This window comes from Pseudoalteromonas sp. SCSIO 43210 (genome assembly GCF_054133285.1).
In genome coordinates, this window is sequence record NZ_CP087225.1 from 4067420 (window position 1) to 4084401 (window position 16982).

Below are 16982 nucleotides of genomic sequence, written 5' to 3' on the forward strand. Positions count from 1 at the left end.
AGGTGCTCTTATAAAAGTGTTTGGTTAATGTCATGTTTGAATACATCAAAGGTAATATTATGATCTTTAAAACATTGTTCTATCGATTTAATCTCATAATAGAGCTTCGACAAAATGTTAGGCATTTTCAACCCAAACTCGATTAATGATTCAAATTTGGTGATCAACAATTGCCTTTTAGGGATAAGTTCTAATGCCTTAGCTTTAGTGACAACCGCATACTTACAGACAGGCGCATCACAAATACGATCACATCGGGGATTAGTGCAATGGCCAACAGGCGTTTCTATTATAGACATTTGGCCATCTCGAACTTGCCTTGATATTTCATCACGACTCAAATAAATGGTACTTCTATCATCACCACGTAAATTTGCGATTCGTTTACCTTCAGCACCAGACAAAGACTCTGCTTCATTATAAATATGGTAAAAAGTGTCGGTCATGAAATCATGATTTTCTTGTGCTATGTCTAAAAGTAATTCTTTATCTAGCATCATATCGAAATAGCCTGCGACATTGGCTTGGTTAGAATACCAAGAGGTCATAGCTATATTGATGTGTTTAAATTGGTATTTTAAGTCTAAAAGTGATGCCAGTTTATTACGAACAAGGAATACAGCAAAAGTTCTTCTAAAACAGTGTGGGTTTGGAATTAGTATTTCATCAACAACTAAACTTCCCTTTCTCGAAGGGTTTAATAAATTAAACTCCTCAACATCATGAGCCGTTGCTTTATAACCGGTAGCCTTAACAAAATTTTTTAAAGATTTATCGATTGCTTGCCTACCTGCGGCAGGGTATTTTGCAGTAGGCGAGTATGATAGAAAAAGGGAGTCGGCTTCTTGAATCATTTTATTTTGCTCGTCTATGTGAGAACAAAGCTGAGCACGATCTTTCCAATTTTTTCTCGAAAATTCATAGATATCCCATATAAGCTCAATTGCCAGCTTAACAGCAGGAATAGTGACCCAACTTGTTTCTCTTTCTACCCCTGCGATATTAACTTTTGTATGAACCCCATTAACAATAGGGATAGTCATGTCCGCATACTTTTTTTCTTGATAAGACTCTTTTGTTAAAGACTTTATTTCGCCATCTCTACAGCCAGTAAAACCAGCTATAACTATATAGCATGCAGCTCGAATGAGGCTTAACCACTGCCCAGTGAGATCTAGTTTGAAATCTATTGCTTTAGTTATGTCTTGATAGTTTTTTTGAGCGTCCCCCCTTGCTGTAGGGACGCCATACCCTCGCTCAATATTTTTATTATAATCCTGAATAAAGCTTTCATATGTATCACTGATAACCTTTCTACTTGGGTGATACTTAGTAACAATATCTAATGCAACCAGAAAATAATTAGATGCTATATTTTCTGGTAAAGCTATTGTTTGATGTGAAATACGCTGACTATTTGAAAGTAAAACAGCTAATTCATCAGCATTATCAATTACTCTGGTGATAATTTTTTCTTTTTTTAAGACGCTAAGAATTATTAAGTAGTTTTTCCATGTTTTGTATTTTAAATTACGACTTTGGGCTACTTTTATAAACTCTCGGAACCCTCTATCTGAATTAATAAAAGTAAAGTCAGTACCACCACATTCAATGATACATTTATCAAAAATTGAAAAGCCTTGGATGTACTTTACACCTATACTTTTTTTACTTATAAGATCACTACCATTAAACATCTTAGAAATCAGTTTCTTACAAACTGATTTAAATCCATCACTGAGATTTCCAAAATTCAACTTAACGCCTTCATTTAGAATTCTCCAAACATCATCTTGAAAATAGCTAAACGGTTTTCCATCTGAAGAGTAAGAGATAACTGTATTATCAGAATTAATTACGTTTTGATGCTCAGCATTAATAGTGTTTAGAGGCTTAGTTAACTCATTCATTATTAATTTAACTCCATTAAAACATTAAAATCCGTTTTATCAGCCCAGAGAGGATGCGGAAGCTCAGAATATTTCAACTCAGCACTTTTATATACGCGTGGAAACTCTCGCTTCAACCGTTCTAAAATTGACTCTACGGTATTAGTAACCTTGGCTAATGTAGTAGTGGGTATTGAGTTAATTGATGGCTGACAGGCAACCTCAAGAATTACATCTCTGAATGACAGCATAAGCCAGATATCGTCGACTTCAGCAATAACGGCATGATATGGACAACCAAAGCATTCTAAAAACTTGTAACATGCGACTTTATTTTTTTTCTTAGCTAAACCCGCTTTAACGAGTGATTTTTTTAGCTGCTTAGCTTTTTCACCGAAAGAATCCTTACAGCGGAGTCCATTGGATAAAGCGTTTGGGATATCTAATTTATTTTTTAAGTAAAATTGCTCTCTCACTGGATCTTTAAAGTGATAAGCACTTTTAATAACCGCATCATTTAATGTCTCTCCTTGAAGTGTCCGCTGCCTAACATCAAGAGCTCCTGCAATAGAAAACTCCATTAATTCAGGAACTCCATTAGAGTAATGTTTTGACACTGTATCAGGGCTATTATTTAAGCCTTCAGCAACAGAGAATATACTTTCGGTTGCTCTTATTATTAAAGTAGCTTTAGTTTTTCTAAATCGGTTTGTACGCAGTACCGGTAATTCAAAATATTTAAGCTTTTTATTAATTAAAGTAGCAAACTGATTTTCTAACATTCCAGTATATTTTTTCTTCGAGTAAACTGAAAAAACGTAATCAGAAGTATTATTTGTTATTAATTTACTTAAAGACAACCATGTATCAAAAAATTCTTTGGCTCTTTTACTAAAGCCTACTGTAGTAATGTTTTTTCTACCACGCTGCCTGTGCTTTGTTGTCGATAGCTTATAAACACCATCAGATGTTCGTTCAAAATGCTCACTTGAAATATCAGAAAACTTAATTGCTAACAGTTGGCTTTCATTTAATCCCGTGTAAAAAGATGTCAAATAAAGAGCTGCTTTCACAAGCTCATTTTTCCAAGTATGGCTAGGCCTAACGACTGAGAAAATATGCTTTCCGTTAAACGGGTTACCTAAAAAGTCATTTCCTAAATCATCACACAGTAAAGGATGAACTGTAGGGTTAGAGCCATTAAGTAAATGAGTTCTATACTTATTAAATATCACGTAAAGTAATTTAACAATTTGTTTTAATTCTAAATCAGTATATGGCTTGGTACTTTCATGACTGTCTTTTATAAATAAAAAATTATCTCTTAGCTCATGAGTTAAAACTGGCTCAATTTCATTTAAAAACATTTTAAATGCGCCTAAAGTACTATTTATCGTCGTACCTCTAATATTTTCTAGACAACGTTTTTTTAAGTTATTAATAAACGGAATAATAGTTGTATGGTTGAAACCAACTTCGAGCTCATTTTTATCGCAAAATTGAAAAAAAATGACTAAAGAATTAAAGTAACTGACCTTAGTGCGATCCCTTCTGTCCATTAGTAATATCGCATTATAACAATGTCGAATTAACTCCCATCGTCGCATATCAATTAACTCAGTGTTAGGTGAAAGTTTAAACTCTTGACCACTTGTACCAATCTTTATTTTTGGGCAATTTTTATAAGCTAGACGTTTAAAAAAACAATTCCTATTGCCAGCACTAATCACCAACTTGTCTATTGGTAAAGTAAATACCGCTGGACGATTCGTTATTTCAGCATTAGTAACTCTGCGCTTTTCATTTCCGATAAAAGCCATAGCCCTATTCCTCGACCTTTAAAACCAGATCAAGGGCTTGCTCATAAACTTCATTAGCCTCCAATGTTTGGTGACAAAACTTTAAATAATGCAGAAGTGTACTTCTTGACTTGTGTCCCATTACAGATTGAATGTAATCAAGAGCATCACCTTCTTTTACCCCTTAATTTAATAGCTCTTTTAAACGCGTTACGGCATAAGTTGAACGCAAATTATGAAACTTATGGTTAAAACTAGGATATTGCAGTTTTGCTGTATTTCGAACTTCGCACCATCGAGCATTAAATGTCCTAGAGGCGTAATGATGTCCATTCTGTGAAATAAACAAAGGTGGATTGTTTAATTCATCGGGGTTATTTACTTCGAAGAGTTTTCTACGTTTTATGTAACGCTTTGAATTAATGTATTGATGTAATTGATGCATTAACGATGAAGGTATCTCAATTGTTCTGCTGCCAGAGCCTTTAGTGTTCACTCCCTCTTGCGGTGATATGTGCACGCCATTTGTATGGATTAAATATTTATGACGAAGTTGCTCAGCTGTTGGCTTATAAATAAACTTTGATCTAAAAGTAACAATCTCTTCTCTACGTAATCCTGTATGTCTTGCTAAAGCTACGGCAAGCTTAAATTCCTCTGATAGGTTTACTAAAGCAGCTCCTTTTGAAGTATTTGAATTTACCTTTCCCTGACTGCATATTTCATCGACCAAAGTCCATTCATGCTCACTCAAAGGAACAAGCTCTCTTGGCATACCAAAATTACTTTTATCCTTAGGTAAGTTCAGTCTAATATCTGTCGAGTCGACAAAGACAAACTTACCTCTACTAAACTCATGCCCACCATTAACGTTCACTTTAATCGTTTTATAATTAAATGGCTTATTTGTAAATTCGTAACCTTTGTTTAAATAAAACTTATAGAAACTGACAATTGAGCCTAAGTAATTATTGGCTGTTGTTCTAGCAATAGTTCCATTCTTCACTGCATCTTTAAGATGTTTACTGAACTTATACGTAGGTTTATTTCTTGAAGTAATGGGCATCTCGTCCCACTCAAGCCCTATTTCATCTAGGAAGATAAAGTAATGTAGTAATGCCTGAGCTTGAGTGTTTACACTTTTTCGATATAGAGAGGTCTTTAGATAAATAAGCCAATTATTTACAACACTAACTGGTAAACCATTATCTTGATATAACAATACAACATTCTGAACATGGTGGCCTAATCCATTAAAGTTAAAGCTGATTTCACCCGTGTCTGAATTAACTGACTTAGATAATTTTTGGTCAATAGTTAAACTTGGTACTGTCCATAAAATGTAGTTCATAAGTCAGATCCTATTTCACACTTTTAATGATATTTATTGTAACAATGAGCTTTCATTAAAATATCGTAACAGTGCGCGGTCTGGATCGCCAGCATGAATAAGTTGCGAAGCTTGTTTAATTAATTTTTTTAAAACAGTGAGCTGTTTGCGAGTTTTGGTTTTGGCTTTTAACTTCCACTGCTCAGGTATTATAGGTAAGTGATCAAACTGCCACTTTTTAAAGCGCTCATCATAATCATCAGGCTCTGCTTGTTCTAGCAAATGCCCAATACACCACGAGACACAATCACCGTTAGCAACTTCTATATAGCCATCGTGTTTTTTATGTGGTTTTGGTAACGCATCAGCAATAGCGCGTCCAAGTGAAGGTTTTTCTGCAATGTAGAGTTTCATAGCTTGCTCACCACTGTTTATATAAACAGTAGTCTAGCACATTAGTTTAAAGCTATAAATTTTATTGTTCGTTTGATGCAATATTGCGCTTGTTACTTAAGAAATAAACTAGCGGTAGGTAACAAACAACAACGGTACCAATATTAATGAAAGGCAATAAGGTTTTATAAATATATGTACTATAAGAAAGATCCCATAGATGGCGATCAACCAACCTAAATAGCTGTAAAATAGGGGCACTTATAACAACTAGTTGACCGATAACACACTGCCACAAATAAATTTTGTCTTTTATTCCTAAATAGGCGATCAAAGCCATCCAAGCAAGATCATTAAATGCCCAAATAACGTAACGATATATATAAGTACTGCTATCGAACTCTTTTAAATAGTCGTTGATCAACGCTCCATAAAAAAAAAATACAGCAGTAACCAACACAAAGCGTAATGCAAGGTGATCTTTGCGTAGGTAAAACACAAAAATAGCAGGGCTTAATATAAAAACCCAGCTACTCTCGAGTAACCTAGAAATACTTTCAAACCATTCAGGCAAAATATTACACTCAGCCTATTTTTTATCAGGTTCTTTATCATCATTATCGTCATTACCACCGCCATTACCTGGCATATAACTAAATTTATCGATATTCTTCATGGCTGACTCCGTTACATTTGTTATTGAAAGCTTACTTTATGATAAATAAACGTATTTGCCAAGTAAAGTTACCTAACATCAATAGGTGCTGACTCTTTTGCCTTACCTTGTAAAATAGAAATCTCTACACGCCTGTTACGACGGCGGTCTTCATCTGTATCATTTGGTACAAGAGGTCTTGTTTCAGCTCGCCCAACAACCATCATCCGAGTTTTGTCAAAGCCTTGTACTTTTTGTAATTCACTTGCAACAGCCACAGCACGTTTAGATGATAAATCCCAATTATTAACATACAGTTCATTCGACACCTGAAAATCATCGGTATGCCCTGAAACTGTAATCTCTCCTGGCACATCTTTTAAAAGAACACCGATATCTTGAATTATAGGTTTAAACTTAGGTTGTAAAAATGCACTACCTGAAGGAAAGGAACCGTTTTCTCTAATACGAATAATTATTTGCTGCCCTAAAGACTCAAGCTCTATTGCACCATCAATAATTTGCTTTTCAAGCTGCTGCGCGATTTTTTTAACAAGCTCGTTTGTTTGTTCTTGATCCGCTGCTGAAATAGCCTGCTCTGAAGATTTTTCCTGCGAAGTGCTCCGAGACTCACCACCACGTTTATCACCTCGTTGTTCTTGCCTGCCGCCAGCTGAACTTTCATCACCGGCTTGAAATTCAAGCATTTGCTGAGTCATTTCTACGGTTTGCTGCTGAATAGTTTCAATTGGTGTAGGTTCTGGTTTACCTGGCGTAAACTCCATTGCAATAACCGAGGTACCTTTGGGAATATCTTTTACTTCTATTTTGTTTTGTACACCGAAAGCAAACTTCATCGAGCCTGCTATTTGTTTAAATTTAAGTACATCCATTTCAGAAAATGCAAGCAAGAGTACAAAAAAGCACATCAGTAAAGACATTAAGTCGGCAAAGGTCCCCATCCAAGCAGGTAAACCAGGAGGCGGACATTTACACTCTTGCTCAGACATGGTTACTCCTCAGTATCAACTTTACGTTTTGATTCAGCTAAGTAGTTCTTCAAAATACCTTCAATCACTTTTGGATTTTGACCATCTTGGATACCTAAAACTGCATCTAAAATCAAACGTTGATTCATCGCCTCTTCGTCTTTACGAAGTTCCAATTTAACTTGAATAGGGATAGCCACTACGTTTGCTAAAAAGGCACCGTATAAGGTAGTTAATAGTGCAACAGCCATTGAAGGACCAATTGATTTTGGATCGTCCATATTCGATAACATAGCAACTAAACCAATAAGCGTACCAATCATACCCATTGCAGGAGCAATATCGGCCATCGCTTTAAATAAGCCTGCGCCCATTTCATGTCGTGTTGAAGTTAAAGTGATATCTTTTTGTAAGGTCGCTCTAACAACGTCAGCATCGTGACCATCAACTAGCATATCTACACCTTTACGCATAAATTGATTTGGTATTTCAGCTTCCTCAAGCGCCAGAAAACCGCCCTTTCGAGCTGAATCTGCAAGTTCAACCGCTTTTTCAATTAACTCTTCCGGCGATTCAATTTTAAACATAAAAGCTTTAGCGGCAACTTTACCTATCCCAAAAAATTGTCCCATGGTGTAATTAGATAAAACTATAAATATAGAGCCACCAAATACAATTACCACTGAAGGGGTATTGTAAAACATGGCCATTTCACCACTACTACTCATAAACATGGACATGACAATTAAGCCAATTGCGCCAAGGATCCCTATTATGGTTGCTAAATCCACATTACCTCCAGAGGTTTCATGCACTAAGGCCTTATTGTAAAACTTTTATTATTAACTGCTTATCGGCAACATGCTAAATTGCTTGAGTCATATATGAAAATAAACATAAAAAACAATTCCAAGATTATTTTTAAACAAAGTTACAATGTTAATATAACGATTAATCATTTAAATGATATCAGTATGACCGTAATTAAGGCTTTATTAATCCACATAAAGTAACATTTAGCCGTAATAGAAGAAAAAAACATATCATTCTTTGACCTAGTTTAGCATTCCCCCTAAAATTGGCTCCTAAATTTATCAAGTAAGCTGAAATAAGATGGCGACTAAAAAACCTGAAAACTTAAGTTTCGAACAAGCACTAGAAGAATTATCAATAATTGTTAGTGATATGGAACAAGGTGATTTATCGCTTGAGCAGTCATTGAAGCAGTTTGAACGCGGTATTGCTCTAGCTAACGCTTCATCTGGTAAACTCAAGCAAGCAGAACAAAAGGTATCTATTTTAATGGGTAATGGCGATAAATCAGTACTTACAAACTTTGATAATGATATGGAATAGCGGTGAGCATTAAAGAACATATTGAGCGTGCTCAAATAGACGTTGCATCAGCACTAAACCTTTATTTTGAACAAGCACTTGATAGTGATAGAGCAATAAAAGAAGCAACTCATTACAGTTTGTTTAATGGTGGAAAAAGGCTGCGCCCATTTTTAGTCTACGCAACAGGCAAAATATTAGGGGCAGACAAAAAAGATTTAGATATATTAGCAGCAGCTATTGAATGCATACACAGTTACTCGCTAGTACATGATGACTTACCTGCTATGGATGACGACGATCTGCGTCGTGGTCGACCAACTTGTCATATAGTTTATGGTGAAGCCCAAGCAATTTTAGCCGGCGATGCTCTTCAAACTTTAGCTTTTGAACTAATTGCTAAACATAGTTTTAACTGCTCTGCTCAAACACAGGTAAAAATGATAGCGGCACTCGCCCACGCATCAGGCCTTGAAGGAATGGTTTCAGGTCAAGGTTTAGATATTGCAGCCACTGATAAAATAATTACAGTACAAGAACTTGAGCGAATACATAAGCTAAAAACTGGCGCACTTATTAATTGCGCAATTACACTTGGTGCACTGTGCAGCGAAAATGTTGATGAACAAACCTTAGAAAACTTAAGCGTTTTTGGGTATGCTATAGGGCTTGCATTTCAAGTACACGACGACATTTTAGATGTTGAAGGCGATACGGTTACTTTAGGTAAACCACAAGGCTCCGATATTGCCGCGAATAAAGCGACATACCCTGCGTTATTAGGTATGCTAGGCGCTAAAGAAAAGGCACAAAACTTAATACAACAAGCCCATGAAGCGTTGGCAAATATAGATGCAGACACCACACTTCTTGCATCGCTGGCAAATTACCTAATTGAGCGTGACCACTAATTATTACTCACACGTATTGCAATTAACACTGACATTATTACTCAACATTAATTATTCGTGAAAGCTTTGGATTAATTAATGTTAGCGAAGGATATATATAAAACCATGACACTTGATAGTAGCAAGTATCCATTACTTAATTTGGTTGACGAGCCAGCCCAATTGCGTGATTTAGCGCAAGATAAACTCCCTGCATTTAGCAATGAGCTGCGCGATTATTTACTCAACTCAGTATCGCAAAGTAGCGGTCATCTAGCGTCTGGTTTAGGGACGGTTGAACTAACCGTTGCGCTGCATTATGTTTATAACACTCCAGACGATCGCCTAGTTTGGGATGTGGGTCATCAAGCTTATCCACATAAAATCCTTACAGGTCGTCGCGACCAAATGCACACTATTCGCCAAAAAGACGGTTTACACCCTTTTCCTTTTCGCGATGAAAGCCAATACGATACGTTTAGCGTAGGTCATTCAAGCACCTCTATTTCAGCCGCCTTAGGTATGTCTATTGCCGCCCAAAAAGAAGGCAAAGGTCGAAAATCTGTAGCCATTATCGGTGACGGAGCAATAACCGCAGGCATGGCATTTGAAGCGATGAATCATTTAGGTGATGTAAAATCAGACATGCTTATTATTTTAAATGATAACGAAATGTCGATTTCTGAAAATGTTGGCGCCTTAACAAATCACTTTGCCCGAATTTTATCAGGTAGCTTTTACACTAACATTCGTGAAGGTAGCAAAAAGTTACTCTCAGGCGTGCCTCCGGTAAAGCAACTTGCCAGTAAAATGGAAGAGCATATTAAAGGCATGATGATCCCAGGTACCTTCTTTGAAGAATTAGGCCTAAATTACATCGGCCCAATTGATGGTCACGATGTAAACATGCTTGTAGATACATTACGTAATATGCGTAATTTAAAAGGTCCGCAACTTTTACATATAAAAACGCAAAAAGGTAAGGGTTATAAACCAGCTGAAGCCGATCCGATTGGCTATCATGGCGTACCAAAATTTGACCCAAGCACAACTAGCTTACCTAAATCTAAACCTAGTGCAGCTACTTTTTCAAAAGTATTTGGCGATTGGTTATGCGATATGGCAGAGCAAGACAGCAATTTAATGGCGATTACGCCAGCAATGCGCGAAGGCTCAGGTATGGTGCGTTTTTCTAAAGAATTCCCTGACCAGTATTTTGATGTGGCCATTGCAGAGCAGCATGCTGTTACTTTAGCTGCTGGTTTTGCCTGTGAAGGTTTAAAGCCTGTTGTGGCTATTTACTCAAGCTTTTTACAACGTGCATATGACCAATTAATACATGATGTTGCACTGCAAAACTTACCTGTATTATTTGCCATTGACCGGGCAGGCATTGTTGGAGCCGATGGTGAAACTCATCAAGGTGCGTACGATTTAAGCTTTATGCGCTGTATTCCAAATATGGTCATTATGGCACCAAGCGACACTAACGAGTGTCGCCAAATGCTATACACCGGTTATAAAGCAAACTGCCCTGTTGCAGTTCGTTATCCTCGAGGTAGCGCAGGTACTGCAGACATTGAAAGCACTATGCAATTGCTTGAAATAGGCAAAGCAAATACGGTTAAACAAGGCAGAAAGATTGCCATTTTATCATTCGGTACATTACTTGAAAACGCACAGCTTGCCGCAAATGAATTAGATGCAACGCTTGTTAATATGCGTTTTATTAAACCACTTGATACTGCACTTTTAAATGAGCTTGCTACTAGCCACGATACCTTTGTTACGCTTGAAGATAACGCGATTGCTGGCGGTGCCGGCTCTGCAGTTAACGAATACCTCGCAACGCAAAAAGCTGATATTAATATCCTTAACTTAGGTATTCCTGATGAGTTTATTAAACACGGCACGCAAGATGAAATGCACGATGAAATGGGATTAGGCGAGCAAGGAATACTAACCGCGATTAAAACGTTTATTAATTAACTTCTATACATTTAAATGTAGAGCACATTAAAAAAGGAGCCTAGGCTCCTTTTTTAATGTCAAATATTACCCATCAGCTGATCAGCGCATCCACACTTTAATATCAGCTAGGCCATTAGTTTGTAAAATACCTAATTGTTGGTCAACGTTAGAGTTTTGCTCAAACTCAAATGCATCAAGCTGATCATCAAATGTAATGTTTGCAACACCATCGCCACCACGCTTTTTAACTTGGTGCAGTGCAATATCAGCTAAGTTAATAGATGTCTCCCAACTGATTACTTGCCCACCTAAAAGTGGTAACGGGTAGAAAGACCAACCAATTGACGCCATAATATTAGTACTTTTTCCATTCGGAAGCTGGAATGAATACTCTGCAACAGCTTGGCACAGCTCCGAAGCATAGCTATCTATTTTATTACATTTAAAATCACGCAGTAGGAGTAAAAATTCATCGCCACTCCAACGCGCTACGTAGTCAGATCCTTGTGTGCGAGAGTTAAGTAATGCTGCCATTTGCTGCAAACAGCTATCACCCGCTATTGGGCCATATGCATCGTTAATTCGACTAAAGTTATCAAAGTTGATTATTAGTAAAACAAGTGACTTACCCTGAGCTTGCAGCGATTGAGAATTACGTTGAAAGTGTTCGATATCTTTAGGCAATTGATCGAACAAAAATCGACGACTACGAAGCCCCGTAAGCTCGTCTGAATGACTTACTAGCTTGAGCTGTGAATTCACTTGATTAAGCTTATCATTAGCTTGACGTAACTCTAATGTACGTTCGGTGATCAATCCCTCGAGTGCTTCTTGCTTTCTGCGCTCTTGTGCTCTAAATACCCAAAAAACCAAGTAAAAAAACAAAATGAAGCCACTGGTGATCAACAATCTAAAATAAATAGTTTCATCAAAGCGCTCTGGCACAATAAAGCCGTATTCAGCTTCTTGTGCTTTACTCCAATCTTCACCTTGTCGCTTTGCTTCAAGCTGAAATAAAAACGACCCTGCCGGTAAGTTAGTATAAATAGCTTCTCTACGTGTATTTGCATAACGCCAATCGCTATCTAAGCCACTTAGCTTATACCTAAATTCAATGCTGTTTGGTGCATAATAATCTATAGCCGTGTAGGTAAGCGTTATATCTCGCTCATCAGTTTCTAATGATGGTTTTTGACCTAAGGCTGCAGTTGTTAAATTACGCAATGGTGTGGTAATTGTTTCTACTTTTGGCTTCAATGACAACACGCCAAATAGCTCTACGTTTTTAGGGATCTCTACAATCCCTTGCAAACTAGGATACCAAATTGAACTGCCAATATTAGCAACTGCGTCATGGCCTAACCCACTACAACACTGATTAGCTTTACCATCGAGTTGACGATCAAATGAAGAAATAACTTCCTCTACTTTTAAGCTTTTAATATCTGCTTTGAATTGATCTACAGGCATCCTATAAACGCCTTTCATGGTGCTAACCCAAACATGTTTTAGCTTTTCATCGTATTCGAGGCTAAAAATTGATCCATATGGTAGACCATTAGCCGCATCAAGTTGACGCCATTGCCCTTGGGTACTTCTATAAAAAAGCCCGTCGTTAAGAGAACCAATTAAAATACCTACACCATCAATATGCAGTACACTTGTTACATAAGCACTTTCTAAAGATGTTTGATCACCAATTTTTTCAATGCCACGCTCGGTAAAGTAATAGGCGCCTTTACTTGTACCTATCACTCCAAAATTAGTTTTATCCAATACGTAAGTAATAAACTTACTACCTAAAAATGCATTATACGCAAACGGCGTTAGTCCCGCATAACCAAGACGATATAACCCCCGTCCAGTGCCAATCCAAAAACCACCTTTGCTTGAACGGCTTATAGCAAATACAGGGTTATCACGTAGCGCACGCCCTGGAACGGTATAAAGTGTATTATTCTCATAAACAAATAAACCTCTTCCTGTGGCTATATAGAGTCGCTCACCATCAAACTGTAAGTCATGGACTGACGATCGGCTGTATTTACTACTAGGGATCAGGTTTATAAAGCTTTTACTTAAATCAAAGTAACCAATACCACTTTTGTTAGCGACCCATAATTTTCCATCAGGTGCTTGGCTTATTGCCATAACGGCCTCAGTCATCTCAGATACAGCTGAATGTCGTTCAACCCGCCCTTCATGCGCAAGCCATAAGCCTTCACTAAAGCTTGCTAGCCATACATTATTTTTATCATCACGAAAAATATCTGCAAACCAAATACTTTGATCTAGTTGGCTTGGCTCAACCCATTGCCATTCGCCTGACTTATCTCTAAATAATAAACGCCCGTAAGTTGAAACCCATAATCCACCATTGGTATCACTCATAAACTTATAAACAGCTGAATTATTAGCATTGGGTAAAGGAAATGGCCTTAGCTCATCATCTAAATCTAGAAAATATGCACCTAGTTCTGAAGCCAAGTATAAATTGCCGTTCAAAAATGATAAATCATGCACAATAGTTTGCGCTAAACGCTCTGGTAGCGATATTTTTGCAGTGAGCTCTAAACGTAATTTAGAAAAATCGGAGGCGTTTTTAGTAAGGCGTAACAAATGACGGTCATTAACCAGCCAAATACCTTCCGGAGAAAGTGCCATTTGACTAACTGAGCCGACAATTTGGGTGATTACTGTCGCATTGACAATAGGTAGTTGACCGCTAGCGTGAGTTTGCAAGTCAACTTGCCCTCTATCAACATAATACAAACCATTTGCCGCAATCCAGATACTGCCTTTAGAATCTTCTAAAATATCCCTTACAGGGCCTTTAATATTAAATTCTTGTGCTGCAAATGTTGCCGGGTTAATTACAACTAATCCGCTTTTAGTACCTATCCACAATAACCCGTTCGAATCGATTAAAAGTTTATTAATACCATTACTTGGTAAAAAATAACTATTTTGGGTACTATAGTTAGTAAATGTTGTTCCATCAAAACGGCTTAACCCAAACTGAGTGCCCAGCCACATATAACCTTGCTGATCTTGCACTACACTTTTGAGTGATTGTGACGGCAAACCGTCTTTTATATTCCATTGCTTAACGACATAATCAGTAATTGAGGCCCAGCTTGGCGTCGCGCACAACATCAGTACACAAACCAGTAAAAATCGCATCATATTGCTGCCACCTAGTTAAACAATTCAAATATAAAAATTAAAAGGGTAGTAAACCCACTTTTATTAACGCTTGCAAACAAATAAGCGAAAAAATACCAGCCAATATATCATCAGCCATAATACCTAAACCGCCATGTACTCGTTTATCTAGCATACGGATTGGGCCTGGTTTTGCTATATCAAAAAAGCGAAATAACAAAAAGCCAACTAATAAACTCTGCCAGCTAAGCGCTGCGCCAATCATGGTAATGTAATAGCCAGCCACTTCATCCCATACAATTGCAGGATGGTCGTGCACGCCTAAATCATCAGCCGTTTTACCACATGCCCATATACCAAATATACTGATCACTACAGCAAACACAATTTGTAACCATAATGGATAGTACATTGTCATAAAAATAAATGGCAGTGCAGCAAAAGTACCAAATGTACCAGGCGCTTTAGGCGCAAGGCCTGTGCCAAACCCTAAACCAAAAAATTGGTGCGGACGCTTTAAATTAAACTTGCGGTTATTATTCAAACCTGCTCCTTTGCAAAATGCTCAAAGCCATGCTGCTCAAAATTAAGCTCTTCACCATTGTATAAAAGCTCAATTTGGCCATCACCACTTTTAACTTGTCCTATACATACGGCATCTACACCATATTGACGTAGTTTTAAATCCAACATCCCTTTATTACTATCAGGAACAGTAAATAACAATTCGTAGTCATCGCCGTAGCTAAGAATAAACGGTAATTGCTGATCAAAATCAAGGCTCGATTTCATCGCATCTGATGTAGGAATACTTTCAACATTAATAACAGCACTTACTTGCGACATATCAAGAATATGGCCTAAATCAGCAATAAGACCGTCAGATACATCAATAGCCGATGATGCAAGTCCGCGTAAAACTTGGCCAGCTGCTACGCGAGGTGTTGGATAATCGAAACGTTTATTAACATATTTTAAATGTTCAGGCTCTATTTTAAAACCTTGCTTGCGCGATTCAATAGCTAAACCTGCATCCCCTAAAGGACCTGTAACATAAATCCAATCCCCCACTTTAGCACCACTTCTGCGCAGAGCTTTCCCCTCAGGTACCGTTCCTTTTGCACAAATAGTAATAGTTAATGGCCCTTGAGTCGTATCGCCACCAATAATTTGTACATTAAAGTATTCTGCAATTTCATGCATACCTTCAGTAAATTCTTCAATCCACTGCGGATCTATACTTGGCAATGTGAGTGCAACCGAAACCCATGTTGGTTCAGCGCCCATTGCAGCTAAATCACTTAAATTCACAGCGAGTGCTCTATGACCGAGTGCACGAGGGGAAATATCATCAAAAAAGTGCACGCCAGCAACAAGAGTATCTGTTGTAACGGCAAGTTGGCAATTTTGTGGAACAGAGACCAATGCGCAATCATCCCCTATTCCTAGGTTTACATCACGACGAGTGATACCGCGACCTTTAAAGTAGCGATTAATTAATTCAAATTCCTTCATACACAAAAAAGCCGACCTATGCCGGCTCTCCTTTTAACGGTTGTTTAACCAATCAATCTGAAATTTAAAATTCAGAGTGAATTGTTATTACTTGCGTAAATGCTTAACAGCTTTATCAAGTACACCGTTTACAAATTTATGGCTATCTTCAGCGCCAAAAATTTTGGCAAGCTCAATACCTTCGTTAATAGCAACTTTATAAGGTACGTCTTCACGGAACTTAAGCTCATAGCTGCTTAAACGTAAAATTGCACGCTCAACCATATCTAAGTCATCAAACGGACGTGTTAAATGTGGTGATACAGCTTCGTCTAGTTGCTTGTAATTTACAGCAACACCCGTCGCTAAATCTTTAAAGTATTCAACATCAATTTTAGTAACGTCTGTTTCGATCAACATTTGTTGTTCGATATCGGCAATTAGATTGCCACTTATTTGCCAAGAATAAACGGCTTGGAGTGCTAAGATACGTGCTTTACGTCTTGCTGCTGGTTTCACAAAAATTCCTTAAACTTAAATTTTATCTAACACATTAACCATTTCAAGCGCGCCTAAAGCAGCTTCGCCGCCTTTATTGCCCATTTTGGTGCCAGCACGCTCAATTGCTTGTTCAATGCTTTCTGTGGTTAATACGCCAAATGCAACCGGGATATCATACTCAAGTGATACTTGCGCAAGACCTTTGTTTGATTCGCCAGCAACTAGGTCAAAGTGTGGTGTACCACCTCTGATCACTACGCCTAATGCGATGATTGCATCATACTCTTTTTTTGCTGCAACGCGTTTAGCCGCTAAAGGTAATTCTACCGCGCCTGGTACATAAATAACGGTAATGTCGTCATCAGATACGCCACCAGTGCGTTTTAGCTCATCAACAGCACCTGCAAGGAGGCTGCTACCAATAAAGTCATTAAAACGAGAAATGACAATGGCAAACTTTTTGCCTGGAGCGTACTTATTACCTTCAATAATTTTCATTTGATAACCCTAAAAATAAGTTCAAGCGGTTGCGATTGCGCAAAAATTGCTGCGCATCATACCATAAAAATAA

Annotated in this window: 14 protein-coding genes and 1 pseudogene; 3 read left to right on the top strand and 12 right to left on the bottom strand. The window is 37.7% G+C overall.

Annotated features, from left to right (window positions below):
* Window positions 1-8: 8 nt before the first annotated feature.
* The 7 genes and pseudogenes from LOS73_RS17795 to pomA all read right to left on the bottom strand — a co-directional run bounded on the left by LOS73_RS17795 (window position 9) and on the right by pomA (window position 7846).
* A complete protein-coding gene (locus LOS73_RS17795) occupies window positions 9-1910 on the bottom strand; it encodes a site-specific integrase (RefSeq protein WP_457934056.1) in 1902 nt (633 codons plus the stop codon).
* 2 nt (window positions 1911-1912) lie between these two features.
* Complete coding sequence (locus LOS73_RS17800; protein WP_457934057.1) at window positions 1913-3709, bottom strand: site-specific integrase; 1797 nt, start codon at window positions 3707-3709, stop codon at window positions 1913-1915.
* 163 nt (window positions 3710-3872) lie between these two features.
* Complete coding sequence (locus LOS73_RS17805) at window positions 3873-5039, bottom strand: site-specific integrase (protein WP_457934058.1); 1167 nt, start codon at window positions 5037-5039, stop codon at window positions 3873-3875.
* Between the two features lie 75 nt (window positions 5040-5114).
* Window positions 5115-5432: pseudogene (locus tag LOS73_RS17810) on the bottom strand (toprim domain-containing protein); the annotation flags it as partial.
* A gap of 61 nt (window positions 5433-5493) precedes the next feature.
* On the bottom strand, window positions 5494-5985 hold the full coding sequence (locus LOS73_RS17815; protein WP_007377459.1) for a hypothetical protein: 492 nt from the start codon (window positions 5983-5985) through the stop codon (window positions 5494-5496).
* 170 nt (window positions 5986-6155) lie between these two features.
* On the bottom strand, window positions 6156-7076 hold the full coding sequence (locus LOS73_RS17820) for a flagellar motor protein MotB (protein ID WP_007377460.1): 921 nt from the start codon (window positions 7074-7076) through the stop codon (window positions 6156-6158).
* A gap of 2 nt (window positions 7077-7078) precedes the next feature.
* Window positions 7079-7846, bottom strand: coding sequence for a flagellar motor protein PomA (gene pomA, locus LOS73_RS17825; protein WP_007377461.1), 768 nt, complete (start codon window positions 7844-7846; stop codon window positions 7079-7081).
* Window positions 7847-8168: 322 nt separating this feature from the next.
* On the opposite strand from pomA, the gene LOS73_RS17830 reads away from it, so the two are divergent.
* The 3 genes from LOS73_RS17830 to dxs all read left to right on the top strand — a co-directional run bounded on the left by LOS73_RS17830 (window position 8169) and on the right by dxs (window position 11269).
* Window positions 8169-8411: an exodeoxyribonuclease VII small subunit gene (locus LOS73_RS17830; RefSeq protein ID WP_008137959.1), complete on the top strand. Its 243-nt coding sequence runs from the start codon at window positions 8169-8171 to the stop codon at window positions 8409-8411.
* A gap of 2 nt (window positions 8412-8413) precedes the next feature.
* Window positions 8414-9301 (top strand): (2E,6E)-farnesyl diphosphate synthase, encoded by an 888-nt coding sequence (gene ispA / locus LOS73_RS17835; protein WP_007377463.1) that lies wholly within the window; start codon window positions 8414-8416, stop codon window positions 9299-9301.
* A gap of 105 nt (window positions 9302-9406) precedes the next feature.
* Entirely contained in the window at window positions 9407-11269 is a 1863-nt protein-coding gene (gene dxs, locus LOS73_RS17840) for a 1-deoxy-D-xylulose-5-phosphate synthase (RefSeq protein ID WP_342865390.1), read from the top strand.
* Window positions 11270-11350: 81 nt separating this feature from the next.
* Here dxs and LOS73_RS17845 read toward each other — a convergent pair whose 3' ends face one another.
* The 5 genes from LOS73_RS17845 to ribH form a co-directional block, all read right to left on the bottom strand.
* Window positions 11351-14437 (bottom strand): diguanylate cyclase domain-containing protein, encoded by a 3087-nt coding sequence (locus LOS73_RS17845; RefSeq protein ID WP_457934059.1) that lies wholly within the window; start codon window positions 14435-14437, stop codon window positions 11351-11353.
* A 37-nt stretch (window positions 14438-14474) separates the two neighbouring features.
* Window positions 14475-14960, bottom strand: a complete 486-nt coding sequence (locus LOS73_RS17850) for a phosphatidylglycerophosphatase A family protein (RefSeq protein WP_007377466.1) — start codon at window positions 14958-14960, stop codon at window positions 14475-14477.
* The gene (gene thiL, locus LOS73_RS17855; protein WP_457934060.1) at window positions 14957-15931 is read right to left on the bottom strand and encodes a thiamine-phosphate kinase; all 975 of its coding nucleotides are present in this window, start codon (window positions 15929-15931) and stop codon (window positions 14957-14959) included. Before thiL ends, LOS73_RS17850 begins: the two co-directional genes overlap by 4 nt.
* A gap of 87 nt (window positions 15932-16018) precedes the next feature.
* Window positions 16019-16429, bottom strand: a complete 411-nt coding sequence (gene nusB, locus LOS73_RS17860; protein WP_002961751.1) for a transcription antitermination factor NusB — start codon at window positions 16427-16429, stop codon at window positions 16019-16021.
* A 15-nt stretch (window positions 16430-16444) separates the two neighbouring features.
* On the bottom strand, window positions 16445-16909 hold the full coding sequence (gene ribH / locus LOS73_RS17865) for a 6,7-dimethyl-8-ribityllumazine synthase (RefSeq protein WP_002961753.1): 465 nt from the start codon (window positions 16907-16909) through the stop codon (window positions 16445-16447).
* Window positions 16910-16982 lie beyond the last annotated feature (73 nt).